This is a genomic window from Bradyrhizobium sp. CER78 (assembly GCF_029846235.1).
Classification (GTDB): domain Bacteria; phylum Pseudomonadota; class Alphaproteobacteria; order Rhizobiales; family Xanthobacteraceae; genus Bradyrhizobium.
In genome coordinates this window covers 54,857-78,776 of record NZ_JARVWP010000021.1, presented here as the reverse complement: position 1 = coordinate 78,776, position 23,920 = coordinate 54,857, and the positions used below count along the sequence as shown (strand labels likewise).

The following is a 23,920-nucleotide window of genomic DNA, read 5'->3' as shown; positions in this document are numbered from 1 at the left end:
GATCAGAGTCGCGCGGCTCCCCTCGATTCCTTGCGTCCGAACCGAACGCCGCGCGGTGAATCGCCGAAGCGAGCCCGGAACAAGCGGTTGAAATGCGAAACGTCCGAGAAACCCACCTCCAGCGCGACATCGGAGATTCGCCGACGGCCGGCATCGGACCCGGTGAGCAGCTGGAACGCCCGTTGAAGGCGCAACTCATTGAGGCGCTCGGTGAACGATGATCCCGACGACGCCATCAGGCGCTGCAGATAGCGGGACGAGATGCCCTGCCCGCGTGCGGCCGTCTGAACGCTAAGTCCGGGCTCCTCGAAGTGGTGGGCGATGTAGTCGAGTGCTGCACTCTGCCGCGCAGCTACGACGGCGCTCGCACTGCTCTCGCCCAACGCAGGACACTCGTCGATTGCGAGCGCGACGAGATCATGGATGTGGCGCACGACCGTCTCACGAAGTCCGGGAGCGCTCAGGGCTCCCGTCTTGAACACCGACTTCAGATATGCCGTGAACAAGCGGAATGCTTCCGTTTGGTGCCGGATCGGCCGCATGGCCAGGCCTTCCACATCCGTCACGCGTTGCGCAAGCGCCGCGCGTGGCACGGCCAGGCCGAATTGCAGTCCTTCGACATAAGTCACGCTGACGGGCTCGGAATGCAGAATTGCGATCGCATCGGTGCCGCGAAGCTCAACGTCCTCGCCGCACTGCGACAGCCGACTTCTCGCGGACGAGCAGACGATGACACCAATGGAGTCATCGCCATCGGCAAGGTTCGCTCGCAAGCGCGCGAAACGCATGGACGTGCCTTTCAGCGCGAGCGTACGCAAGCCCTGAACCGCGTGCAGCGACGCATCGGCCTGGAACGGAACGTCCGATAGAGGTTCGATATCGGCGTGCACGATGCATCGTGCAAAGTGCTCGCGCCATAGCGGGACCCGGATACGCTCCGGATGGTCGCGCGTCGAAAATCGATACGATGAAAAATCGGCTGCGTCCGTAGCCATGGGGACCTCCAGCCTTCACAAAACATCAGAACGGAATGCTGCGGCAGGCCGCAGCCACTATCTGCATTTTGCAATTCACGCACCGACCTAAGCTCGATCCGTGCGCATGAGTCCAAGAAGCCACGCTACCGGTCTGCTAGTCTCACTCGCCTGTGATTGATGCTGATGTGAACTGGTTCACTCGGTGATCAGGATATTCCGGATATAAAATTTGTGAAAGTCGCAGCCATATTTCTCCTTTAAGAGGAGGCGGTCGCGACAGCTCTATTTATAATTGCTGCCATCGGATTGAGTTTGGATATTCCTAGCAACGTGCAAAGCGAAAATCAGCTTTACGAACTTGCTGGCGGATCGATCGAACTCAAGGAACTGCGGGCAGGCAGGTATTGTGAAATCGAGTCTATTTTTGCTGCCATAGCGACATCGCTGGCAGACATCCCCGGCACCGCTTTTTGCCGCCGGTTGAAATGGTCGAAATCTGTCACGTGGGAAGTTAACCTCAGTGATCAAGAAGGCGTTCGATCATGCCCACCATATTCGATATGCTTTATCATGAATACTGTCGCGCCCGCCTCGCCGAGATGCGGAAGCAGCTTTTGATACCGGTCATCGGCGAAATCATGCAGACGCCGTCGGAAGACAGCGATCCTGCCGGCCCCCGTGATTGCGACTGGCCGACGAAAACGTCGCCGACCCTCGGGTAGCCGGAGCACATAATCCCAAGAGTTGACCGGAGGCTGGACCGGCACGCGCGCCTCGGACCATCCGAGCGCCCCATGGGCCATTGCCCGATGAGGCCGTGTGCGCACGCCGGACAGATCGACAAATGCATGATCGAACACATAGCTCGAAGCGATTGATCGGCGAAACTCCGCCGGAGTTCAGATCGACCGGCCGCGACCCGCGCATCGATATCTGTCGCGGCATCGCGTTATGGTGGATCTTTCTCGATCACATCCCGAACAACGTCGGAAGCTGGCTGACGCTGCGCAACTACGGCTTCTGCGATGCCGCCGAGATATTCATGTTCATCTCCGGCGTCACCTGCGCGCTTGCTTACGGCAGGGCGTATCAGCGCGAGGGCTGGAGGCACATGATCGGCCGTTCGCTGCGGCGGGGATGGGACATCTATGCCGCCTTCCTGCTGCTGACGCTCGCCTGCGCCATCCTAGTCTACCTCGCAGGCAGCGATCGCCTTGCCGACGCGAGCAATACGCGGATTCTACTCGAGTACCCGGGCGGGACACTCGCACACGCCGCGGTCTTGCAGTACCGCCCGGTCAATACCGATGTCTTGCCGGTTTTTGTGATCTGTCACGTCTTGTTCGCACCGCTGTTGTGGCTGCTGCTGCGCGCGCCGAACGTGACGCTCGGCCTTTCGTTGTTGCTCTACGGACTGGTGCACATCTTCGGATGGAGGACTCCTGCCTGGCCCGACGGCGCCTGGTTCTTCAATCCAATGGCCTGGCAACTCCTCATTGTGCTGGGCGCATGGTACGTCATCGCCGGGCAAAAGATCCGAAGCTGGGCGACATCGCGCACTGCGCTCGTTCTCGCCGTTCTCTATCTGGCGCTCGGCCTGATCCTTGCACTGGGTCGGGACATCAAGCCGCTGGCTCCTTTGACGGACCTGCTGTTTCCATTGGACAAATCGAATCTCAGCCCGTTGCGGCTGCTGCATTTCCTGGCCCTTGCGATCGTTGCGTTGCGGCTCGTTCCGCAGAACTGGCGAGGACTATCGACGCCGGTGCTGCGCAGCGCGCGGTATTGTGGCGAGAACTCGCTGCCGATCTTTTGTCTCGGGGTTCTGCTGGCACTGGTCAGCCAACTTGATCTGTTCGACATATCGAACTGGCCTTCGATTCAAATCGCCCTCAGTTCTGTGGGAGTCTTGCTGATGATCGTGCTCGCGACGCTGCTGGATGCGCTCGGCACCCGGCGCGAACGGAAAGTTCGGGATCGCGCAGGCCGGACTGCTCTTGGCCAGTCTCGGAACGCACGCAACGTCCGCGTCCATGCCGCCTTTGAGGGCTGAGGGACGTTGCGCATCCTTGCGTGTCCGCCTTAGCCCGGCCTGATCAACGCCACGACATCCCCAGCACGCAACGTCTGCCCCGGCTTCACCGGCACCGACGCGATACGGCCTACCGCCGGCGAGAGCACCGAAATCTCCATCTTCATGGACTCGATGATGGCGAGCACGTCGCCGGCCGCGACCTTGGCACCCTCCTCGACCGGGATCTTCTAGATGTTGCCGGGTACTTCGGAGAAGGCGCCGATTTGGCCATCGGGAATGCCGGTCGCGACGGCGCTCGCATCGACCGATTCGGCCGGCGCCTCGTCGAGCGTCATCTCACGCCGGCGCTGGCGCTCGACATCGAATGCCACCTGCTGGGTCGCCTTGAACGCAGCGATCGACGGCCACGCGTTGTCGGGGCCGAGACGACAGGCTGAATGTGCTGGCCAAGCCCGCGGCCACGCTGCTCAAGCACGCTTGAAACGCCACGTCCGGGCAAAGCGGCACGGATCGGGTCAGGCCGGAGCGCGGGCGGGCTTCCTGTATTCCGCGGTCTCGGCGCGAACCAGCTCGCAGAATTCAAGCGCAAGACGGCTGCGCGGCCGTTGCGACGGAAACAGCAGCACAGTGGTGAGCTCCAGCCGCGGCGTGAACGGCTTGAGCACGATCCGGGCGCTGGCAAAATCCCGCGCCACGACAGGATCGACGATCGAGAAACCCAGCCCCTGCGCAACCAGAGCGCAGCGCTGCATACTGTACTGAATCTCCGCCACCGTTCTGACCTCGGCCCCGGCGTCTTCGAAGGCACGCTCGAGGCGCGATCGGTGCGGCGCGCCAGGTGCCGGGGCAATCATCGCCTCGCCGTGCAGGTCCTTCGGCATGATCAACCGCTTGGACCGCAGCCGGTGCTGACGCGGCAGCACGCAGACGGCGTCGGTCGTCATCAGCAGTTCGTCATCGACCGCCGCAAAGCCCGACTGGGGTCGTGCCAGCCCGACATCGCACTGGCCTGCAGCAACCAGACTCCAGACCCGTTCAGGACTATGCACGGCGACCGACAACATGATGCCAGGGTTCTTCCTGGAGAATTTGCTGACGATCCGCGGCATCAATGAATAGGTGAATGCGGGAAGGCAGGCGATCCTCAGCGTCCCGCTGCCCCGCGCGCGAATGCCGCGCGCCGCACGCGCCAGATACTCCAGCCCGGCTTGGTTGCGCTCCACCTCATGCAGGAATATCTCGCCTTCCGGCGTCAACGTGACGCCGCCTCGTCCGCGTTCAAACAGCGCGAAGCCGATCTCGCGCTCCAGCCGCGCGATGGCGCGACTGACGAAGGGCTGCCCGATCCGCAGGCTCAGGGCCGCCTTGGTGATTCCGTTGTGACGCACGACCTCGCGAAACAGGTCAACGTGTCTCGGATTCAGGGCATGACCAATCTGCATATGAACTGCCATTTCGGTCATTTGACGGCATATTGGTTCGGTGCGTCAATAGGGCATGCAATTCGTGGACAACCATGCCGCCTTGGCCACCGACCGCATCCTGCTGACCAGGATCCACGGTTCTGAAGTCTCACGGGTAAAGCCGCTCGGGGACCCCGGCATGCTTCGGCAGCTCGATCGCGGCGGCTCCGGTCAGGCGGCGGCGGCGCGCGCGGCGGCCACGCTGAGCTGCGCGAACGTCGCGGCCGCGCTTGCGATCGAGGACGCCGAGTCCGGCGACATCATCGGCCTTACCGCTTTCGCAGCACTTGAGCCGGAGGAGAAGCGGGCGACGCTTGCGCCGATCTGGAGCAGCGGACGATTGGACGAGGTCCTGCTCGTGAGTCATGTCGCGCATCTTATGACGCGGCATGCTTTCGAGGTGCTCGCCGTCGAGCGGGTCGAGGTGCATCTGGATTGGCATCTGCGACGTACGCTTGAGCTCTACACCGGCCTTGGCTACCACTGCGAAGGACGGCTTCGCGCCTATTTTGCTTGCGATGAGGGTCCATCCGCCGACGCTGCGGTCCTCAGCGTGGTGCGCTCCGGATGGCCTGCCATCGCCGACCGACAGCGCCGGCTCCTCGCCAACGAGGCGTGGCGAGGTCGGCTTCCGTCCGATCGTCCCCCATAGTGCAACGTCGGGGACAGGACCGCAGCAGATCGCTCGTGACGTGGAACTATTCCGGCCGGATCAACGACACGACATCCCCCGCGCGCAACGTCTGCCCCGGCTTCACCGGCACCGACGCGATGCGGCCCGCCGTTGGCGAGAGCACCGAGATCTCCATCTTCATGGACTCGATGATGGCGAGTGTGTCACCGGCGGCCACCACGGCGCCCTCCTCGACCAGGATCTTCCAGATATTGCCGGGCACCTCGGAGAACGCTCCGACCTGGCCATCGGGGATACCCGTCGCTGTCGCGCTCGCATCGACCGATTCCGCCGGCGCCTCATCGAGCTTCATCTCGCGCCAGCGCTGACGCTCGGCGTCGAACGCCGCCTGCTGCGTCGCCTTGAACGCGGCGATCGACGGCTGCGCACCGGCCAATGTTCTGGCATAGTCGGAGTAGGAGAACTCGCCCTGCTCGATCCTGATGTCGTATTGCCCGTGCGGAAATGCGGCGCGCGCGTCCAAGAGCTCGTCGGCGTCGACCGGGAAGAAGCGGATCTTGTCGAAGAACCGCAGCAGCCAGGGATGGCCGGACTCGAACACCGGCGTCGTGCGCCAGCTGTTCCAGACCTGGATGGTGCGGCCGAACAGCTGGTAGCCGCCCGGCCCTTCCATGCCGTAGATGCACATATAGGCGCCGCCGATCCCGACCGCGTTTTCCGGCGTCCAGGTCCGCGCCGGATTGTACTTGGTGGTCACGAGGCGATGCCGCGGATCGAGCGGGGTCGCCACCGGCGCGCCAAGATAGACGTCGCCGAGGCCGAGCACGAAATAATCCGCGTCGAACACGATGCGGCGAACATCGTCCTCGCTGCCGAGGCCGTTGATGCGCCGGATGAACTCGACATTCGACGGACACCACGGCGCATCTGACCGCACCAGCTCCTGATATTTGCGCATCGCAAGCTCGGCCTGCGGATCGCGCCACGACAGCGGCAGATGCACGGTGCGGCTCGGCACTCGCATCGCATCGACCGGGGGCAGTTCACGCTCGATCTTGCGCAGCACGTCGAGCAGTTTTCCGCGTGACAGCGCCGTGCCGTCATAATGGATCTGCAGCGAGCGGATGCCGGGCGTCAGATCGATCATGCCGCCGAGCTTTGCCTCTTCCAGCGCCTGCGCCAGCACATGCACGCGCAGCCGCAGCGCGATGTCGAGCTCCATCGGACCATATTCGACCAGGAGATTGTCGTCGCCGGCGCGGCGGTACACCACCGGGATCGGACCGTCATCATTGCGGCCGACAATGGCCGAACCGAGTTCGGACGCACGCAGCACCGTGGGCCCGGCAACCGGATCGTCGCGTTTCACCGGCACGAAGCGCGCGGTGTCGCCCGGCCGGAGTTGGCCAACCTTCCAGAGCTCGTCGCGCGCGACCACCGCCGGACAGACGAAGCCGCCGAGGCTCGGGCCGTCGGGCCCGAGGATGATCGGCATGTCGCCGGTGAAGTCGATCGAGCCGACCGCATAGGCATTGTCGTGGATGTTCGACGGATGCAGCCCGGCCTCGCCACCATCGGCCCGCGCCCAGCGCGGTTTCGGCCCGATCAGCCGCACGCCGGTGCGGGCGCTGTTGAAGTGCACCTCATAGCTCGACGCGAACAGGGTCTCGATGTCCTCGTCGAGAAAAAAGTCCGGTGCGCCATGCGGGCCATAGACCACGCCGATCTGCCACGCCGATGTGAGCTCCGGACGCTCGTCCGCCGTTGCGCGTCGCGGCGTTGCCAGGCCCGAGGCCTCAGCACCGATATGCAGCACATCACCGGCCTTCAGCGCGCCCGTCGCATGGCCGCCGAACGCACCGAGCGCGAACACGGCGCGCGATCCGAGGATCTCGGGAACATCGATGCCGCCGCGCACGGCTAGGTACGTGCGCTGGCCCGGGCCCTTGATGCTGCCGATGACCAGCGTCTGGCCTGCACGTAGCGCGACCGGCTCGTCGTAGGCAATCTCGGTGCCGTCGAGCGATGCCTTCATGCGCGCGCCCGAGAGCGCGACGATCGCATCTGAATTGAAGCGCAAGGTGGGCCCGTTGACGGTCAACTCCAGTGCGGTCGTTTCTTCCGGATTGCCGACCACACGGTTGGCAAGCCGAAACGACCTCTCGTCCATCGGGCCGCTCGGCGGCACACCGACATGCCAGAGGTGCAGCCGGCCGGGCAATTCCTGCACCCCGCTCTGCGCGCCTGGCGCGACGACGTCGATGGTGCGGGGACGATAGGCGAATTCGCCGAGCACGCTGGTCGCCACGTGCCCGCTGCGGAACACGTCGGATGCTGCGATCGCGCGCAGATAGTCGAGATTGGTCTCGATGCCGGCGACGACCGTATCCTCGAGCGCCTGCGTCAGCTTCGCGATTGCGGCCTCGCGCGTCTCGGCGGCAACGATGATCTTGGCCAACATCGGATCGTAGAACGGCGTCACCTCGGTGCCGGTCTCGATCCATCCGTCGATCCGCGCATCCGGCGAGAAAGCGACCTGCGTCAGCCGGCCCGCGCTCGGGCGGAAGCCGGCGCCCGGGTTCTCGGCATAGAGCCGCACCTCGATCGCCGCGCCCTTGGGCGCCAGCGTGCCCGCATGCGCCAGCACGTCCTCGCCAGCCGCCTGCCGGATCATCCATTCGACGAGATCGACGCCCGTGACCTGCTCGGTGACGGGATGCTCGACCTGGAGGCGGGTGTTGACTTCGAGGAAGTAAAACTCCTCACGCGCGACGTCGTAGATGAACTCCACGGTCCCGGCGGATTCGTAAGCGACGGCTTTGCCGAGCGCTACCGCGGCCGTGTGCAGCCGTCGGCGGGTCTCGGCCGTGAGCCCCGGCGCGGGCGTCTCCTCAAAAACCTTCTGGTTGCGCCGCTGCAGCGAGCAGTCGCGCTCGCCGAGCGCCACCACGTCTCCCTTGCCGTTGCCGAAGATCTGCACCTCGATGTGGCGGGCTCGCGCAACGAACCGCTCGAGATAGACCCGAGCATCGCCAAAACTCGCCCGCGCCGTGCGCTGCACGGATTCGAAGCGCTCGCGCAGCGTCGCCATGTCGTGGCAGAGCTGCATGCCGATGCCGCCGCCGCCCGCCGTGCTCTTCAGCATCACCGGAAAGCCGATCATGTCTGCTTGTTGCACCGCCTCGTCGATGGTCTCCAGCAGGCCGGAGCCCGGTAGCAGCGGCACGCCGCTCCGCTCCGCGATTTCACGCGCCTTGTGCTTGAGGCCGAAGGCGTCGAGATGCTCCGGCCGCGGCCCGATGAACCTGATGCCGTGCTCGGCGAGCCGCTCGGCGAAGCGGCGGTTCTCCGACAGGAAGCCGTAGCCGGGATGCACCGCCTGCGCGCCGGTCGCAAGGCACGCCGCCATGATGGCATCGACGTTGAGATAGCTTTCGGCGGCAGGCGCCGGACCAACGCGCACCGCCTCGTCGGCCTCGAGAACCGGCCGGGTGAAGCGGTCGGCATCGGAATAAACCGCGACCGAAGCGATGCCCATTTGGCGCAATGTTCTGCCGATCCGCCCGGCGATCTCGCCGCGGTTGGCAATCAGGACCTTGCTGAACATGCCTCACGCCTCCGGCTCGAAGATCGTGACTTGCACCGGCGTCGGAAAGAAACCGTTGCAGGGATTGTTGATCTGCGGGCAGTTCGAGATCAGGCACAGCACGTCCATCTCGGCGACTAGCTCGATGGCGTCGCCGGGCTTGGAGACGCCGTCGACCACGGTGAAGTTTCCGGCGGGATCGATCGGCACGTTCATGAAGAAGTTCAAATTCGGCACGATGTCGCGCTTCGACAGGCCGTATTTCGCGGCTTCCAGCACAAAGTTCTCGCGGCAGGCGTGCTGGTAGCGGGTCTGGTGCCCGAACCGCACCGTGTTGCTCTCGCAGGAGCAGGCGCCGGCCGATGTGTCGTGCAGGCCGCAACTGTCGGCGGTGACGCGCAGCATCACGCGGCCTTCGTTGGACATGATCCTTGTGCCGAGCCCGACATAGGCCGAGCCCTGTGCGCGCAGCGTATCCTGGCCGCTGTAGCGCTCGCCGAAATCATCGGCACGGTAGAACAGCGTATCGACCGCCTGCTGGCCGTGGGTATCGGTGATCCGCAGGGTCTGGCCCTTGCGGATGATGGCCGACCACGGCTTGCGTGCGGGAATCTCGACGTCGAGGACGACCCGGCCGGTCCGAACGGATTGCGTGGTCATCGCGCGGCTCCTTCCAGGATTTCGCCGAGATAGAGCGCGTTGTTCTCATAGGCGCGAACCGCCTCCGCGGTCGCGGTGCGGCAAAGATCGTCCGCCGCCGGCACATCGGCGCGGTAGCGCACGATTTCCACGCTCGCCTGCGGATAGGTCGCAGCAGGATCGAGCGGATGCGGACAATTTGACAGCGCGATCAGCAGATCCATCTCGGCGCGCAGATCGACGAAGTCGCCCTGCTGCCTGCGTTGCTCCGACCAGACGAACTTGCCTTCGGCGTCGATCGCAACCGGCGCGAAGAAGCTGACGCAGGGATGCACGTCGCGGCGATCGAGCCCGAGCTTGCTTGCCGCGAGAATGAAGTTGTCGCGCGTATTGCGGAAATTGCCGTCGCCGTAGCGTGCCTGGTTGGTCGCAGCCGTCGAGCCGCCCACCACGGCATCATGCGCGGCGCTGGTATCCTCGGTGATGCCGAGCAGCGCACGCCCCATGTCGGATAGCAGCACCCGTCCCTTCTGCAGCCGCGCCGCCCACTGCACCTTGATGGTGTCGGCGTGGTTGAGCCGTTCACTGGGATCGGCCGCATTCCAGGCGAGCAGGCTCACGGTCGACGTCCCCGACGTGTTGACGATCCGCAGCGTATCGCCGCGGTTCAGCCGCGTGGTCCAGTACCAGCCGGCCGGGATCACCTCGCGATGAATGATCTCATCAGTGGGGATCGGCGCGCCGTCGCGCGACGTGGGCGACGGCAACGCGCGCGGCGCATGCTCCTGCCCCGCCGCTTTCAGCTCATTGTAGCGTCGGGTGTGCGCCGCGACCTCGGCCTTCTGTTCCTCTGTGAGGATCATGGTTGCTCCTTCAAGACGAGAGCGCCGGGCCGTCCCGGCTGATGCTCCTTGCCTGACCGGGTCGTCCCGGCCGGAGCTGATTGAACCGATGACCGCAGCTCCGCGCTGCGGCGCGGGAAGATTTCGAGGTCGCGCGACACCGTGGCGCCGTAGCGCTCGCGCTCCTCGGGCCGGTTGCGTGACCGCTCCAGCGCGATCACCCGCGTCGCGAGTCCGAAGGCCTCGCTGAGGTCGTGCGTCACCATCACGACGGTGAGATGGGTCTCGTTCCAGAGCCGTTTCATCAACAGGTGGATGTCGGCGCGGATGCCCGGATCGAGCGCGCCGAACGGCTCGTCGAGCAGCAGGATCTTTGGACCGCGCATGATCGCCTGCGCCAGCGCGAGGCGCTGCTGCATGCCGCCCGACAATGCGGACGGATATTTGCTCTCCTGACCGGCGAGCCCGACCTCGGCGAGCAGCTTCATCGCATCGTCGGCGGCGGCGCGGCGCGCGATGCCGAACAGGCGGGCGGTGAACTTGGCATCGCGCAGCTCGCGGCCGAGCAAGACGTTCTGCAGCACGGTGAGATGCGGAAACACCGAGTAACGCTGAAACACCACGCCGCGATCGGCATCCGGTTCGCCGGGCAGCGGCTTGCCGTCGACCAGGATCCGGCCGCGGCTCGGCTGCTCCTCACCGAGCAGCATGCGCAGCAGTGTGGTCTTTCCGCAGCCAGACGGGCCGACCAGCGCGATGAAGGCGCGCGGCTCAACCTCCATCGTGATGCGCTCGAGCACGATGTGGTCGCCATATTCCTTCCAGACGTCGTCGAACCGGATTGCGCTCATTCCGCCCTCACCGAGGCAAACCAGGGAAACGCCTTGCGTTGCAGGACGCGCAGGCCGACATCGATCAGGAATGCGAGCAGCGTGATCCAGGCGACGTAGGGGATGATGACATCCATCGCGAGATAGCGCCGCACCAGGAAGATCCGGTAGCCGAGACCGGAATCGGACGCGATCGCCTCGGCCGCGATCAGGAACAGCCACGCCGGGCCGAGCTGCAGCCGCAGCACGTCGATCAGCCGCGGCAGGGTTTGCGGCATCGCGACGCGCAGCGCGATCTGCCAGGTCGAGGCGCCGAGCGTCTGCGCCTTGACGATCTGCTCGCGCGGCAGCTCCTGCACCTTCATGGCGAGATCGCGAATCATGCAGGGCAGCGTCCCGATCACGATCAGCGCGATCTTCGAGTTTTCCCCCAACCCCATCACGATGAACAGGATCGGCAACAGCGCCAGCGGCGGCACCATCGAGGTGACAGACACGAACGGACCGAGCAAGGCATTGGCGCCCGGCAATAGCCCGATCACGATGCCGAGCACCAGCGCCGCCACCGTCGAGATCAAAAGCGCCGACCCCAGCCGCCCGAGGCTGGCGACGGTGTCGGAGGCCATCAGATAGCTGCCGGTGCGCGGGTCGACCTCGAACGCCATCTGCTTGACCGCCTGCACCATACTCGGCAGCGCCGGCAGCAGCTTGTCGTTCGGGTTCTGCGCGAGCCGCGCGCTGGAGCCGGCGAAGTAGGCGATTGTGACCAACAGGAACGGTAGCGCGAGCAGATAAAATCGCGTCTGCCGTCCCGGCCGTATGTTCACAAGTCGCATCGTCGGCTCCTGCGTGAGGATCGCGCCGTGGCGTCAGAGCTTGCTCTCAGAGCTTGCCTTTGGCGGCTTCGTCCATGTAGGTCGGGTCGAAGCGCAGCTTGACGTTCGCCTTGTCGCCCAGCACCGACTTGTCGGCGAGCTCGATGCCGACGGCATCGGCCGATTTCGCGCCCTTGCCGAGCAGATCCTTCTCGAACAGGAACTTGCGGACCCGATCCATGGTCGCTCCAACGGTCTTGCTGCGCGTAAAGGCTTCGGCGTCGGTTGCCTTGTCGAACAGTTTGGTGGTCGAGAGCTGGCTGTCGAACCCGGCGAGGTCGGTGCCGGAGGCCTTGGCCATCGCCTCCTTGGCGGCCTTCGCGGCGGGATCGTTCGCCGTCATCCTGGACAGCGTCTCGTACCAGATGCCGACCAGCGCCTTGGCGAAATCCGGATTGTCCTTGGCAACCGCGGTGTTCACCACCATCAGGTCCATGATCTCGCCGGGGATCTGCGAGGAGTCGAACACTTTCCTGGCGTCGGGCGAGCCGAGGATTTCCGTCACGATCGGATTCCAGGTCACGACTGCATTGACATCAGGCGTCTTGTAGGCGGCCGCGATGTCGGCATCTGACGTGTTGACGACCTTGACGTCCTTCTCGCTCAGCTTGCTGGTCTCCAGCGCCCGCGCCAGCAGATAGTGCGACACCGAGAACTCGACCAGATTGACCGTCTGTCCCTTGATCGCGGCGAGGTCGGACTTGTTCTTCAGGATCACGGCATCATTGCCGTTGGAGAAGTCGCCCATCACGACGGCTGTCGTGTCGACGCCGCCGGCCGCTGGGATCGACAGCGCGTCCATGTTGGTGATGGTGACGGCATCATAGCCGCCCGCGGTGTACTGGTTGATCGATTCTACGTAGTCGTTGAACTGCTTGACCTCGATCGTGATGCCGTATTTGTCGGCCCACTTCTTGACGATGCCAGTGTCGGCCGCATAGCCCCACGGCATCCATCCGACATAGATCGACCAGGCGACCTTGAAGCTTTTCTTCGGCGCGGCGTCGGCCGCAGGCGCGGCCGCGAGCACGACCGCGCAGCCGATGACAACAGAGCGAAGGAATAAAGAGAACTTGTTCATTGCCGATCCCTCTTGCGAAACTTCACAAAAAGGGACTGGCGAAAAGACCATCGCTCCGCCAATCCCTTGGCTGACGAGGTCTCCCGGGCTTTTATCCCGCCGTGCACCTGCGGGGATGTCTCCCCCGCAAGCGGCTGCTCTCGGACCAGCATCTTGCCTGGCAAGATCGGAACCCTAGCGGCCAACTCAGCTTCTTCGATGCACGAGGCGTGCCACAGAGCCGGCGTTTGAATTTCATAGGATTTTCCAACGCGCGTCGTTCGACGGCAAAGGCGCTCTGCTCAAAAACTGCGCAGGCCTGCCCACAAATGGCTCTGTCATTTCATCGGCGTCATCAGCAGGATGACATCAAGGGGGATGTTCGATGCGTAAGCTCTTGAGTGCCCTATGCGGCAACCTCTGGCGTGGCCTGCACGGCCGCCATGGTCTTGCGCCGACGTGCGATGCCGGCGGCGCAAGGCGGTGATAGGACCGGTCAGATCTTCACGGTGTTGACCGCGACACTCTCCTTGTAGGCCGGCCGCGCAGTGACGCGGTCGAGATAGGGTGTGGCGACATCGCAGACCCCGACGCCGTAATCGATCGCCCACACCAGGCAGGTCGTCAGCAGGATGTCCGCGCTGGTGAACTGATCGCCCATCAGATATCTGCGGCCATCCGACAGCGCGACTTCCACGTGCCTGAGTTGCTGGCGGAAGTATTCCGCGGCCTTACCGACCACGTCGGGCGCATGGCCATAGATATGCGCAAGGCCCTGGAGGCCGTGGCGGCGCATCACATAGAGGCTGGTCGAGTCCAATTCGGCCACGATGAAGAAGCACCATTCCAGCCAGCGCGCGAAATCGCGGGCTTCGACCGGCACCAGCGAAACATCGGGATTGGAATAGGTGCGCGACAGGTAGGCGACGATCGCGGCGCTCTCCCCGATCGTGAAGTCGCCGTCCTGCAGCAGCGGTATCTTCTGGCGCGGGTTAAGCAGTGTGTATTCCGGCGTCTTGGTTTCGCCCGAGCGCGGCAGGATCGGCTTGCAGCGATAGTCCAGTCCCAGTTCGTGCAACGCCCAATGGGCCCGGATCGTCCGCGATGTCCCCACGCCCCACAGCGTCAGCGTCTCCGGCATGGCATCACCATTTCTCGACCGACGGCCGCAGATCGAGTTCATGGCTCCAGCCATCGCGGCTTTGCTGGTGCACGAACCAGTAGGCCTCGGCGATCGAGGATGTCTTCGTCAAGGAATCCGGCGGGATGCCTGACGCGTCGATGCCCCTGTCGGCCATCCGCTGGTGAATGGCGGGGCTGTCGACACCGGCATCGATCAGGAGATGGGCGACATGGATGTTCTTCGGCCCGAGTTCGCGCGCCATTGCCTGGGCCACGGCGCGCAGGCCGAACTTCGCGGACGCAAAGGCCGCAAAGCCGCTGCCGCCGCGCACGCTCGCGGTCGCGCCGGTGAACAGCATGGTGCCGCGACCATGCCGCAGCATGTGCCGCGTCGCCTCGCGTCCGACCAGGAATCCGGCCATGCAGGCGAGCTCCCAGGCCTTGAAGAACAGTTTTTCGCTGGTCTCGTGCAGGTCCTTCTTGACGTTCGAGCCGGCATTGAACAGGCAGACCTCGATCGGCCCGATCTCGCGCTCGACCCGCTCACACAACTCCTGCACCTCGCTCTCGCGCCGCGCATCGACGGCGAATGCATGCACCTTGCCCCCAGCGCGCGTCAGTTCCTCCACCAGCCCGCTGGATTTCGCCGGATCGCGCCGCGCGATGCACACGGAGTAGCCGCCGGCGGCGAACCGCCGCGCGACCGCGGCGCCGATCGCATCGCCCGCGCCAACCAGCAAGGCAGTCTTGTTCGTCTCGGCCATAGGACATCTCCCACCGACGGTAGTTCTTCAGTTCGACAATGCTGACGTTGCGCGGCGCGGCCGTTCAGACCGCGCGTACGGCCTTCTGCGCGATCATCGCTTCGATGGCGCCATCGCTGTAGCCGAGATCGCGCAGCACCTGTCTCGTGTGCTGGCCGATGCGCGGCGCCGGGCCGCCGATCGCCGCGGCATCGACCTCGAAGCGCGCCGCGGGCTTCGGCTGCCGCACGGTGCCGACGCCGGGCTGCTCCAACTCCGCGATCAGCCCACGGGCGACCACCTGCTCGTTGGTGATGATTTCGCCGCGCCGCAGGATCGGCGCGCACGGCACGTCGGCTGCATCGAGCCGCGCCAGCCATTCGGCGGTGGTATGCTTGCCGATATAGTCCTGCATCTTGTTGATGCGCGCCGTCGCATTGACCGAGCGCGAGGCAGGCGTCGCAAAACGCTCGTCCGCAGCAAGCTCCGGATCGCCGGTCGCCTTGCAGAAGCCCTGCCACTCCGAATCGGAGATCGTGCCGCAGGTGAGATAGCCGTCCGAGGTCTGGAACACGAGATCGGGACGATCGTTCGGATCCGACGCGGTCTGCTCGCGGCCGACCACCGTGTATTGCATCATGCTTTCGGGCCAGAGATAGGCGATCATCGCATCGAGCATCGCCACCTGGATGTGCTGGCCGCGGCCGGATTTCTCGCGGGCATACAGCGCCGCCGTGATCGCCTGCGCGGCATAGACCGCCGTCGTCTTGTCCGCGACGATGGTCCGGATCATCTGCGGGCGGTTGGTGACGGGCTGCGCCTGCACATCGCAGAAGCCCGACAGCGCCTGCACGATGGGGTCATAGACGCGCTTCTTGGCATATGGCCCGTCTTCGCCGACGCCGCTGATCGAGACATAGATCAGCCGTGGATTCTTGCTGCGCACCTCGTCCGGGCCGAGCCCGAGACGTTCCATCGTGCCGGGCCGGAAATTCTGCACCAGCACGTCGGCCTCTCGAACCAGCTTGCCCAGCACGTCGCGGCCGGCATCGGTCTTCATGTCAATCGAAAGCGAGCGCTTGCCGCGGTTCGACGAGATGAACAGCGCCGAGAACTCGCCGGTCTTGTCGACATTGGCCCGGCTGCGGCGGGTGATGTCACCGCCGATCGGCTCGACCTTCAGCACATCCGCGCCCTGGTCGGCGAGAAACATCGTCGCGAACGGGCCGGAGACGACGCCGGTCAGATCAAGTACCCGAACTCCCGCCAATGGCCCTGACATGCGTTGCTTCCTTCTCCGATGCATGGACGCGACCCATTCTCGATCGCAACCACCCCGGCTTACGACGGCGCAGCCCCAGACGCTTGCGGGAAAACGCCGCGACTTGCGGAAAAGCGCCGAAACTCAGGCCCGGCGCTGCTGCCGGAACACGGATGGGCTCATGCCCGTGGCCTGCCTGAACGCCGACGAGAAATGCTGGGCGTGGCTGAAGCCCGACGCCAGCGCGATGCTGGTCAGGCTTTCGTCGGTGTCGCTGAGGCGCCGCTTGGCCGCTTCGATACGCAGGCCGAGCACATAGCGATGCGGGCTGGTGCCCGTGCTCTCCTGGAACGCGCGCAGGAAATGCCGCTTGCTCAGGCCGGCGACATCCGACAGCGCCGACAACGAAATCGTCTCGCCGAGGTTTGCGCGGACGAACTCCTCGATCCTCCGTAGTTTCAGCGCCGGCAGTCCGCCGCGGCTCAGCGGCTTCGGAGCCTCCACGCCGCGCGACAGCCGCGCCATATGGGCCAGCGCCTGGCTGGCCCAGCCCTCGGCAAACAGATCGAACAGATTGTCGGGCGTGGCGACTTCCTGGCTGAGCTCGGCGAGACCGCGGGAGAGCTGGTCATGGCCGAACGCAATCGCCGGCCGTTCAATCAGGCCGTTGAGACGGCTTTGCACAAACAGCGGATCGAGGAAGACGACGACATAGTCGAAGGCCGGTCCGACCGACCATTCCCCCTCGATCTCGGTGCCGGCGGGGAATAGCGCGAGATTTGCTGTTTCGGAAAATTCATGTTCAACCGGTCGGCCATTGATCGTGGCCTGCAACCGCGAGCAGCCGTTGCGGAACCAGAACAGGGTCAGTTCGGGCTGGCGGAAGTGCCAGTTCATGCGGGGCCGGGAGGTCCGGCTGAGCAGCTCGACCCTGATCGGCTCTGACTTGGCGATGACCGAGGACACGAGCTCCCCGCCGACGTGGCGGACAAACCGCTCCGGACGCGCTTCCTCCATGGGACATCTCCTCCGCGTTTGGCACGGATGGTAAGTTCCAAATCAGAATTGACTATCCGACGGCGGAAATCCAGCCCCTTTGATAGCTGATCGCCAAGATGTTAGCCGGGCGGAGACGACGTTTACCCCGCGACCCGCAGCGCGGTCACTGCGACGCAGGCATTGCCGAACGGAATCAGCACCACCTGCGCGCCGTTCGGCAGTGCGATCGTCGCGAGTTCACCGAGCGCGCCGCTTTGCCCGTTGAGCTTGGCGAGTTCGGCGGAAACCGTCGAGCAGTTTTCCGCCCGCGGCGTCACCCGCACCAGATTGCCTTCGCAGGACGACCCGACCGGTGCGGCAAACACGATACCGGCGGCCTGCTGGGCCGTATTGCCCTGCGCGGCTTGATTGCCCTGCGGGGCCTGGTTGCCCTGCGGGGCCTGGTTCGGTGCGAGCGAGACCAGCGACTGTACCGAATGCGAATTGCCGGCCTTGGCGTCCCACTGCGACTGCGCGGTGTAGTTGGAGTTCATCGCAAGACCGCGGCCGAGCGTCCCGAACAGATTGGCGCAGGTCACGATGTTGCCCTGCCGCGCGTGCTCGTCGAACACGGTCGGCTGCTGTCCCGCCTGCTGCGGCTGAACGGATGCCGCTGCAGAGGGTGGCGTCTGCGCCTCCGGCGCACGCGACTTGTGCGGCTGCGGCTTGGCAGCGGCGGCAGGCTTCTTGGCCGGCGCCGGTGCAACAGGCTGCAACGGTACCGGCTGCGCCTGCTGCGCATAGACCACGACGCCGGCGGCACCGAGCGCGGCCACGACGACCGCAACAAAGATCAATCCAAGGGTGCGCCGCATCGACCATTCTTCCTTTTCACTTCGCACTTCAGTCTCGAGCCGGATACCGGAATTCCACATCCGCATGTCCGACCTCGCTTCATTTGAGTTTCGCCAGCACGCCGGACAGTCCGTCCAGCGGCGCCTCCAGCATGATCGGCCCGCTCTGCGGAAGCGGATAGGACACGAGGCACGGCGTCGCGGCGCGGATGTGTCGCTTCAGCACGTTGCCGATCGCGATCGTGGCGAAGCAGAAATTGGCGTCGCAGCGATCGGTCTGCGCGACGATGCGATCGGGACTGTCACCCATCGCGAGCTCGATCTGCGCGCCGGCCCCGGCGGCCGCGGGAATCCGCATCGCCATCAGCGGCTTGCCGTCGGCGGTCGCAATCAGCGACCAGTTGAACGCGACCGCGCCCTGCGCATTGACGATCGTCTGCGTGACGTTGCAGACCCGGCGCTTCGATTTCAGGCTCTCGTCGCAGATCAGGGTCCAGTTCTTGAACGGCTGGATCATCCGCCTGAACTCGCCGAGCGTCTCGCCTTCCGGCACCATGACGTCCGATGGCTTGACGGCGTAGGCGGCCGGCGGCACCGACTGCGCGTCCGCGCCCGCCGCCTCGCCGAGCCAGATCGCCAAAACCAGGCACGCCAGCCGCCTCGTCGCCATCAGGGTCAATTGAGCGTCAGGCTCACGCCGGCGCTGACGCCCCATTCGCTTCCGGCGGTCGTCGCGGCCGCGTTGGTGCGCAGCCGGCCGTTCTCGCTGGTGTAGCCGATGCCGAAGGCGAGCGCGCCCTGGCTGCGCCAGACGCCGCCGCCAGCCGATGCGCTGATCTTGCCGGGCCGGTCGTCATAGCGCAGCGATGCCGCCGCCATGCCGATCGCCGCCGCGCGCCAGGCGTCCTGCCGCACCTCGCCGATCTGGCCGTTGAGTTGCTGGAACGCGCTGTTGAGCTGGTTGACGTTGACCGCATCGGTGCCGGCGACGCCCGCCGCCACGTTGCTGATGGTCACCGGCCCGCTGCTGCCGCTGTTCAGCGTCACCCTGTTGGTGGTGTTGCCGGCGGCATCGGTGTCGTAGCGGATCGAGCTCGACGCAACCGCCTGCAGCTGGCTCACATTGACCGCGTCGGTCGCAGCCGAGCCCGCGGCGACATTGGTGACGCGGCGTTCGGCGCCGGACGAGCCGACCGACACTTCACCGGTCGCAACCCCGGCGACGGACTTGCCGACAACAGGCGTGTAGGCCGCATCGCTGAGATTTGCCGTGGTGGTCGAGTTCGCACCGAGCGCCAGCGAGTTGGCCGCCGTTGCCTTGGCGCCGGCGCCGATCGCGACCGAATTGTCGGCCGAGGCGGCGGAGCCGTTGCCCATCGAGATCGCGTTGGCACCGCTTGCGACCGATTGCGGTCCGATCGCGACGCTCTGCGCACCGGTCGCGATGGAATCCGCCGCCGTCGAATTGGCGTGGAAATACTTGATGCCACCGCCGCCGCCACTGATGTTGTTGACGGTGTTGTAGAGATTGCTGAGCGACACATTGGTGGCCCACAGCTGTGAGCCGTTGATCGCGTCCGTCGAGGTCGCGGTGATCTGGCCCGCGGCGACGTTGGTGATGGTGCGCTCCGCACCGGCGCTGCCGACGCTGACAGTCGACGTCGGATTGGTGCCGGCGAAATTGTAGGTGGTGCCGCCGATCGACGTGCTCGCGGTCTTGACCACCGTGGAGGTGGTCGAATTGGCGCCGAGCGCAACGTCGCCGGCCTGCGCCGTCGCCTTGGCATTCGGGCCGAGCGCGACACTGGTCGGGTTGGTCGTCTGGGCTCCGGCGCCGATCGACACCGATTGGATGCCGCTCGCCTGCGCATTGGTTCCGAACGCGATCGAGTCGGCGAAGTTGGACACCGAATTCTGGCCGATCGCGATGCCGCCGGGCGCGGTCTGGGCCACGGTGGCGCCAAATCCCATGCCGATGCCGTTGTCGCCATTGACCACGGTCTGCGGTCCCACCGCGACCGAGTTGTTGCCGACCGCGAGCGAGTCGGCGAGCGTCGAGTTGGCGTGGAAGTATTTCGTCGTCGTGGTCGCGAACGATGTCAGCGCGCCGGTCAGCTGCCGCACGGTGACGGCGTCGCTGCCCTGGGTGCCGTCGGCCACGTTGGTGATCTGGCGATAGCTCGCCGCATTGCCGACCGACACCGCGCCGAGCAGCGTGAGATCGGTGGTGTTGTAAGGAATGATGGTGCCGCCGATGGTGCCGGAAGCCGGCGCGAGCGCGCGGTTGGAGATCGAGCCCGAGCCGATCGCGACGCCGTCGGCGACAGTGGCCTGGGTGTTGAAGCCGAGCGCGGTGGAATTCGCCGCCGTCGCCGACGCGGCGACGCCCGCCGCCATCGAGTTGACGCCGGTCGCGCCGTTGTTGTTGTAGTTGGCCTTCTGGGTGCCGCCGTCGTTGACGCCGTAATAATGCGTCAGGCCGTTGCTGACGATGGTCGAGAGGCTGTCGATCGCCGAGGTGGCGGCAAACAGCTGCGAACCGTTGATCGCATCGGTCGAGCCATTGCTGATCCGTCCCGCCGCGACATTGGTGATGGTGCGCTCGTTACCGACGGTGCCGACGCTGACCGTCGAGAGCGGGTTGTTGCCAGCGAAAGCATAGTTGGTGGTGCCGATGGTGATGCCCGCCGTCTTGACCGCCGTTGCCGTCACCGAACCCGCGCCGAGGGCGACGTCGCCGGCTTGCGCACCAGCATTCGCGAGCGCACCGAGCGCGATCGAATTGGCCTGGCTGGCCGTCGCGGACGAACCGCCGGCAAAGGAGCTGGTGCCCGATGCCGTCGCAAGGGGGCCAACGGCGGTGGATGCAAAGCCTGACGCGGTGGTCTGAGTGCCGAGAGCAATCGAATCGCGACCGGATGCCTTCGGACCGCCGCCGAAGGCGTCGCCGATCGCGATGGCGCCATCATTCGTGGCTTGCCCCGCACCGATGGCAATCGCCCCGGTCAGCGGCTGATTGCTGAGCGACGCCGCAAGCGCGCCCGAACCGAGTGCCGTGTCGGATGATCCCCGGGCCGCGGCGCCGGTGCCGACCGCAACACTGCTCGCGCCGGCGGCACTCGCACTGACGCCGGACGCCAGCGCGTTGGCGCCGGTGGCTCCGGCGTTGTTGTAGTTGGTGTCCGTTCCCGGCGTCGTGCTGTTGACGCTGTAGTCGTGGATGGCGCCGGCGGCGATCTGGCTCGTCAGCGTATTGGCGACGCTGTAGAGCTGCGAGCCGTTGATGGCATCGGTCGAGGCCTGCGTGATCCGGCCAGCCGCCACGTTGGTGATGGTGCGCTCGGCGCCGACCGCGCCGACGCTGATCGTGGATCCGGGCGTGGTGCCGGCGAAGTTCCCATACGTGATGCCGTTGACAACGGCATTTGATGTGTGGACCGCGACCGCGGTGACGCTGCCGGAGCCGAGCGCGACGTCACCGGAGCTTGCCGCCGCCGTTGCGCCATTGCCCAGCGCGACATTGCCTGCGAGACCGGCGGCACCCGCGGTGGAGCCGTTGCCCAGCGCGACGGAGCCCTGGCCGATCGCCTTGTTGTTGTTGCCGATCGCGACGGCGCCGGCGGCCTGGTTGGCGGCGGTGGCACTTGCGGTGCCGTCGCTGTTGGCGATGTTGTTTGCGCCGCCGGTGAAGGCGCCGGTGCCGCTGGCATAGCTGGGATCGCCGATTGCGACGGCGCCGTTGCCATAGGCGACGTTGTTGGCGCCGATCGAGACCGCCTGGCCGCCGGTCGCCACCGAGTTGGTGCCCACGGCGACGGAATTCGCGGAATTGGCGGCGGCATTGTTACCGACGGCGATCGCGCTCTGCGCGGTGGCGCTCGCGGTGAGGCCGATCGCGACGGAGGCTTGGCCGGTCGCCGAGGCGGTATCACCGATCGCAGTGCTGGAGGAGGCCGTCGACTTGGCCGCATTTCCGACCGCGATGCTGTGGACGCTTGCCGCATTGCTGAAGGCGCCCAGCGCGACCGCCTCCTGGTCGCCACCGGCCGCGCCCCAGCCGAGCGCTACAGCCCCCTGGCCGGCGGCGCGCGCGTTGGGGCCGACGGCGGTCGCGACGCCCGCCGCAAAAGTGGCGTCGCCAAGCGCGGTAGCGGCCTGCCCAGCCGCATTGGCCCCGCTTCCCAGCGCCGTCGCGCCCGAATAGTTCGCCTGAGTGCTGGCACCGATCGCCGTCGCGGCCCCGGCGCCGGGCGCGTTCGTGCTACTGGCAAGGGATCCCGCACCCACCGCAATATCGCCAATGTTGCCCGTGGCCGCGGTATTTCCGATGGCGATGGCGTTCGCGCTCGGTGCGCTGGCGGCGTTGCCGAGCGCCACCGTACTTGTGCCGGCCGCGCTGGCCTTAAAGCCCCCTGCAAAGGCGTTGGCACCGCCGGCGTTGCTTCCGGCACCTGTAGCGACCGAATTGGTGCCGCCGGAGTTCGCGTTGTTACCGAGCGCGACGCCACTGGTCGCCGTGCTGGCGACAATTGCGCCCGATCCGATCGCGACCGCACCCCCGGTCGCCTGCGCCTGCGCCTGGTTACCCACGGCGACGGCGAAATCGGCCGACGCGCTGGAGAGGTTGCCAGCCGCCAATGAACTGGTGCCCGACGCGGTGGACTGGATGCCGAAGGCGGCGGCGTTGGAGCCGCTCGCATTGGCGAGGTATCCCATGGATGCGGCCCCAACAGCGGAGGCTTTCGCGCCGTTGCCGACCGCGGTGGCCTGGTTTGCCGTAGCCGCGGCCGATGTTCCGAACGCGCTGGCCCCGGTCCCCGTCGCGGATGAACTCGGGCCGACGCTGGTCGACCACGGACCCGTCGCGGTGGAACCGGTGCCGAGCGCAACGGCCTCATACGTGAAACCGGCGGGCGCGGTCCCGCTTGCATTGGCATTCACGCCGATGGCAATCGGAGAGCCGCCGCCCGTCCCGGCGATTGCCCTGGCGCCGGACCCCAAGGCCATGGCCGCACCGTTTGATGATGTCGCCGCGGCGCCCAATCCCAGCGCCATGACGCCGGTGCCGGTCGCGCTGGAGCCGTTGCCGATCGCGGTCGCACCCGGCCCATTTGCAGACGTGTTGACGCCGAAGGCGCTCGAGCCGTCCCCGTTGGCGTGAGCGTTGCCGCCGACGGCAAGGGCATTGGTGCCGACTGCGTTCGCAAAGACGCCCATGCCGATCGCATTGAGGCCGTTCACGGAGTTGGCATAGCCCACGATGATCGAACCATCTCCGGTCGCCGTGTTGGAATCGCCGATCGCAAGCGAGTTCTGGCCATTTGCGTTGGTGCCGGTGCCGATGGCGGTCGCGTTGGCACCAGCGGCGTTGGCGCCGCAACCCATTGCAGTGCTGCCGGCGGTTGCCGCGGTGGGACTGGTGCAGTTGGCGGGGTTGCTCAAAACCCCGTTGCCGATGGCGACCTGCGCGAACGCCCCTTGCGGGGACATCATTGTCATCACGGCAAGCACTGCGCCCGCGCCGAGCGACCCGAGCCCAAGCCGGTCGCGCTTCATGCCGAGCGTCCGATGCGCCTGACGCAGCACGGCGAGCAGCCGACGCCGCAGCGAGCGGCTATCCGCGCCACCGGACGCGACCCAGCTCCGGACGAAGCCGGTACGGCCGTGACGCTTCAGCGATGCAGTCGGAGTCTGTGCGGCAGACATGGTGCGCCCCTTTGATGACATCTGGTCGAGACGTCGGGGGTGCCGTGCCACAGCAGACCGAATGCGGTCCCGCCGGACACGCGTATGGAGACGTCATGAGCACGCGATCCGCGCTCGTCTTCCGGTCCTGGCGAACGATGTGTCAAACTCAACGAGCGCATCTTGCCACCCAGCGCTCGCTCGACTGCCCCACCAATTTGCCCCGAGTCGTCATAACGGAAAATGATAGACACATATTTGACAACGTCACTCAGCAGGCCGTCCAAATAGATGGCAGATCGTCTCACAAGTTGAACGATCATTAAGACACACGGT

20 protein-coding genes and 1 riboswitch are annotated in these 23,920 nt (G+C 65.6%); of the genes, 3 read left to right on the top strand and 17 right to left on the bottom strand.

Features of this window, described 5'->3' with window-relative positions; all coding sequences use genetic code 11:
- Nucleotides 1–2 precede the first annotated feature (2 nt).
- Entirely contained in the window at nucleotides 3–995 is a 993-nt protein-coding gene (locus tag QDT69_RS32115; RefSeq protein ID WP_279710474.1) for an AraC family transcriptional regulator, read from the bottom strand.
- 524 nt (nucleotides 996–1,519) lie between these two features.
- Here QDT69_RS32115 and QDT69_RS32110 point away from each other — a divergent pair.
- Nucleotides 1,520–1,699 (top strand): hypothetical protein, encoded by a 180-nt coding sequence (locus tag QDT69_RS32110; RefSeq protein ID WP_050423453.1) that lies wholly within the window; start codon nucleotides 1,520–1,522, stop codon nucleotides 1,697–1,699.
- Nucleotides 1,700–1,821: 122 nt separating this feature from the next.
- Nucleotides 1,822–3,030 carry an OpgC domain-containing protein gene (locus QDT69_RS32105; RefSeq protein ID WP_279710542.1) on the top strand — a complete coding sequence of 403 codons (1,209 nt, stop codon included), beginning with the start codon at nucleotides 1,822–1,824 and terminating at the stop codon, nucleotides 3,028–3,030.
- A 29-nt stretch (nucleotides 3,031–3,059) separates the two neighbouring features.
- On the opposite strand, the gene QDT69_RS32100 is transcribed toward QDT69_RS32105, so the two are convergent.
- From QDT69_RS32100 to QDT69_RS32090, 3 genes are all read right to left on the bottom strand, one after another.
- A complete protein-coding gene (locus tag QDT69_RS32100; RefSeq protein WP_279710541.1) occupies nucleotides 3,060–3,236 on the bottom strand; it encodes an acetyl-CoA carboxylase biotin carboxyl carrier protein subunit in 177 nt (58 codons plus the stop codon).
- 3 nt (nucleotides 3,237–3,239) lie between these two features.
- Nucleotides 3,240–3,383, bottom strand: a complete 144-nt coding sequence (locus QDT69_RS32095) for a hypothetical protein (protein WP_279710473.1) — start codon at nucleotides 3,381–3,383, stop codon at nucleotides 3,240–3,242.
- Between the two features lie 144 nt (nucleotides 3,384–3,527).
- The gene (locus QDT69_RS32090; RefSeq protein ID WP_279710472.1) at nucleotides 3,528–4,475 is read right to left on the bottom strand and encodes a LysR family transcriptional regulator; all 948 of its coding nucleotides are present in this window, start codon (nucleotides 4,473–4,475) and stop codon (nucleotides 3,528–3,530) included.
- Nucleotides 4,476–4,518: 43 nt separating this feature from the next.
- On the opposite strand from QDT69_RS32090, the gene QDT69_RS32085 reads away from it, so the two are divergent.
- A complete protein-coding gene (locus QDT69_RS32085; RefSeq protein WP_279710471.1) occupies nucleotides 4,519–5,127 on the top strand; it encodes an N-acetyltransferase in 609 nt (202 codons plus the stop codon).
- 46 nt (nucleotides 5,128–5,173) lie between these two features.
- Here the strand turns inward: QDT69_RS32085 and uca are convergent, their stop codons facing one another.
- The 13 genes from uca to QDT69_RS32020 all read right to left on the bottom strand — a co-directional run bounded on the left by uca (nucleotide 5,174) and on the right by QDT69_RS32020 (nucleotide 23,605).
- A complete protein-coding gene (gene uca, locus QDT69_RS32080) occupies nucleotides 5,174–8,716 on the bottom strand; it encodes an urea carboxylase (protein WP_279710470.1) in 3,543 nt (1,180 codons plus the stop codon).
- A 3-nt stretch (nucleotides 8,717–8,719) separates the two neighbouring features.
- The gene (locus QDT69_RS32075) at nucleotides 8,720–9,355 is read right to left on the bottom strand and encodes an urea amidolyase associated protein UAAP2 (protein WP_279710469.1); all 636 of its coding nucleotides are present in this window, start codon (nucleotides 9,353–9,355) and stop codon (nucleotides 8,720–8,722) included.
- Nucleotides 9,352–10,197 carry an urea amidolyase associated protein UAAP1 gene (locus QDT69_RS32070; RefSeq protein WP_279710468.1) on the bottom strand — a complete coding sequence of 282 codons (846 nt, stop codon included), beginning with the start codon at nucleotides 10,195–10,197 and terminating at the stop codon, nucleotides 9,352–9,354. Before QDT69_RS32070 ends, QDT69_RS32075 begins: the two co-directional genes overlap by 4 nt.
- Entirely contained in the window at nucleotides 10,194–11,027 is an 834-nt protein-coding gene (locus tag QDT69_RS32065; RefSeq protein WP_279710467.1) for an ABC transporter ATP-binding protein, read from the bottom strand. The genes QDT69_RS32070 and QDT69_RS32065 overlap by 4 nt, the downstream gene beginning before the upstream one ends.
- Nucleotides 11,024–11,842 (bottom strand): ABC transporter permease, encoded by an 819-nt coding sequence (locus QDT69_RS32060; protein WP_279710466.1) that lies wholly within the window; start codon nucleotides 11,840–11,842, stop codon nucleotides 11,024–11,026. The genes QDT69_RS32065 and QDT69_RS32060 overlap by 4 nt, the downstream gene beginning before the upstream one ends.
- 46 nt (nucleotides 11,843–11,888) lie before the next feature.
- Nucleotides 11,889–12,962, bottom strand: a complete 1,074-nt coding sequence (locus QDT69_RS32055; RefSeq protein WP_279710465.1) for a putative urea ABC transporter substrate-binding protein — start codon at nucleotides 12,960–12,962, stop codon at nucleotides 11,889–11,891.
- Nucleotides 12,963–13,040: 78 nt separating this feature from the next.
- Nucleotides 13,041–13,151, bottom strand: a riboswitch (guanidine-I (ykkC/yxkD leader).
- Nucleotides 13,152–13,437: 286 nt separating this feature from the next.
- Entirely contained in the window at nucleotides 13,438–14,082 is a 645-nt protein-coding gene (locus QDT69_RS32050) for a glutathione S-transferase family protein (RefSeq protein ID WP_279710464.1), read from the bottom strand.
- Between the two features lie 4 nt (nucleotides 14,083–14,086).
- The gene (locus QDT69_RS32045) at nucleotides 14,087–14,827 is read right to left on the bottom strand and encodes an SDR family NAD(P)-dependent oxidoreductase (protein ID WP_279710463.1); all 741 of its coding nucleotides are present in this window, start codon (nucleotides 14,825–14,827) and stop codon (nucleotides 14,087–14,089) included.
- Between the two features lie 64 nt (nucleotides 14,828–14,891).
- The gene (locus QDT69_RS32040) at nucleotides 14,892–16,088 is read right to left on the bottom strand and encodes a CaiB/BaiF CoA-transferase family protein (RefSeq protein WP_279710462.1); all 1,197 of its coding nucleotides are present in this window, start codon (nucleotides 16,086–16,088) and stop codon (nucleotides 14,892–14,894) included.
- A 123-nt stretch (nucleotides 16,089–16,211) separates the two neighbouring features.
- Complete coding sequence (locus tag QDT69_RS32035) at nucleotides 16,212–17,084, bottom strand: AraC family transcriptional regulator (protein WP_279710461.1); 873 nt, start codon at nucleotides 17,082–17,084, stop codon at nucleotides 16,212–16,214.
- Between the two features lie 122 nt (nucleotides 17,085–17,206).
- Entirely contained in the window at nucleotides 17,207–17,920 is a 714-nt protein-coding gene (locus QDT69_RS32030) for a hypothetical protein (protein WP_279710460.1), read from the bottom strand.
- Nucleotides 17,921–17,999: 79 nt separating this feature from the next.
- Nucleotides 18,000–18,569, bottom strand: a complete 570-nt coding sequence (locus QDT69_RS32025) for an invasion associated locus B family protein (protein ID WP_279710459.1) — start codon at nucleotides 18,567–18,569, stop codon at nucleotides 18,000–18,002.
- 5 nt (nucleotides 18,570–18,574) lie between these two features.
- Nucleotides 18,575–23,605 (bottom strand): calcium-binding protein, encoded by a 5,031-nt coding sequence (locus QDT69_RS32020; RefSeq protein ID WP_279710458.1) that lies wholly within the window; start codon nucleotides 23,603–23,605, stop codon nucleotides 18,575–18,577.
- Between the last annotated feature and the right edge of the window lie 315 nt (nucleotides 23,606–23,920).